This window comes from Brevibacillus formosus (genome assembly GCF_003013405.1).
Taxonomy (GTDB): domain Bacteria; phylum Bacillota; class Bacilli; order Brevibacillales; family Brevibacillaceae; genus Brevibacillus; species Brevibacillus formosus.
Genome location: NZ_PXZL01000044.1, coordinates 1 through 1,270 on the forward strand (window position 1 = coordinate 1; position 1,270 = coordinate 1,270).

Genomic DNA, 1,270 nt, shown 5'->3' on the forward strand with positions numbered 1-1,270 from the left:
TGAAGTGCACCCCTTAAAGTAGACATTGGATTAAACCCCTTGTTTATCCGATGAATGCTAAGGGGTGTATTTTTTATGGTGAAAAAGGGACAAAAGCTTAGAAGTTATTCTCACGAATTTAAAATGGAAGCCATACGATTGCATATTGAGGAGGGATGGACGTACCGTCGAATCATGGAGCATATGGGAATTCCAGATCGACATCGGCTTAAAGTATGGATGAAAAAATACAAACAACTAGGCGAGTTTGGACTGATGGATCAACGAGGTAGACGTGAAGAATATATTGACCAAGCTCGGTATGTTCAAAAACTAAAGAGAGAGAACTCGATGCTAAAAAAGTGTTTGAAAATCTGGATGCAGGAGGTGCAACCCATAAGTATAAGGCAATCAAGAAAGTAGCTGGTGAGTATACCATCAGCGAGCTTTGTAAGCTATTCCGAGTTTCAAGAAGTGGATACTATGCATACTTGAAACGACAACAAACAGATCGGGACAAACCCGTGAAAGAACTAATCCAGGCAGTATACAAGAAATACGATGGTAAATATGGATATCGACAAACTCAACTGTTTCTCCTACAAGATCACGGAGTGTGGGTCAACCATAAGAAAGTACTACGTTTAATGCAAGAAATGAGACTTCGTTCCCGAATACGCCGTAAGTATCGAAGTCATAACGTTTTATCCGCAGGAAGAAGAATTGCTGAAAATGTCCTTCAGCGTGAATTCAAAGCAGATGCACCTAATAAAAAATGGGTAACGGATGTTACGCAGTATCGTGTTGCGGATACTTGGCTCTATCTGTCTGCTATCAAGGATTTGTTTAATAATGAAATTGTGGCTTACCACATGGGAGTTCGCAATGATAATCAGTTGGTCCTACGGACCTTCCAGAAAGCTTTAGAAAAGACGAAAGACGTGACTGGACTAATCGTTCACAGCGATCAGGGTTTCCAATACACGTCTCACGCTTACCACGACATGCTGCCGAAGGTTGGCGCCCAAATCAGCATGTCTCGGAGAGGCAATTGTTATGATAACGCCTCAATGGAGAGCTTCTTCTCCCATCTCAAAACGGAAGGGCTCTACCCATATGATATCCGAAGTATGGATGAGGCACAAAGGCGAATTGATGAGTATATTCAGTTTTACAACCAAAGTCGCCCACAAAGAAAATTAAATAAGCTGACACCCGAACAATTCAGGCATCAGCTTTCGGCCTAACGGCCCGGGTTTTTCTAACTGTCTACAAAATGGGGTCTTGACCA

General features: G+C 42.1%; 2 protein-coding genes. Both read left to right on the top strand.

All coding sequences use genetic code 11. The features are described 5' to 3' along the window. Positions 1–123 precede the first annotated feature (123 nt). Positions 124–402, top strand: coding sequence for a helix-turn-helix domain-containing protein (locus tag C7R91_RS28315; RefSeq protein ID WP_236697904.1), 279 nt, complete (start codon positions 124–126; stop codon positions 400–402). Next, a complete protein-coding gene (locus tag C7R91_RS28320) occupies positions 342–1,226 on the top strand; it encodes an IS3 family transposase (RefSeq protein ID WP_106786245.1) in 885 nt (294 codons plus the stop codon). Before C7R91_RS28315 ends, C7R91_RS28320 begins: the two co-directional genes overlap by 61 nt. Positions 1,227–1,270: the final 44 nt, after the last annotated feature.

Excerpts from the sequence above, each read along its gene's own strand:
- C7R91_RS28315 (WP_236697904.1), top strand. The coding sequence starts at position 124 with ATGGAAGCCATACGATTGCATATTGAGGAGGGATGGACGTACCGTCGA.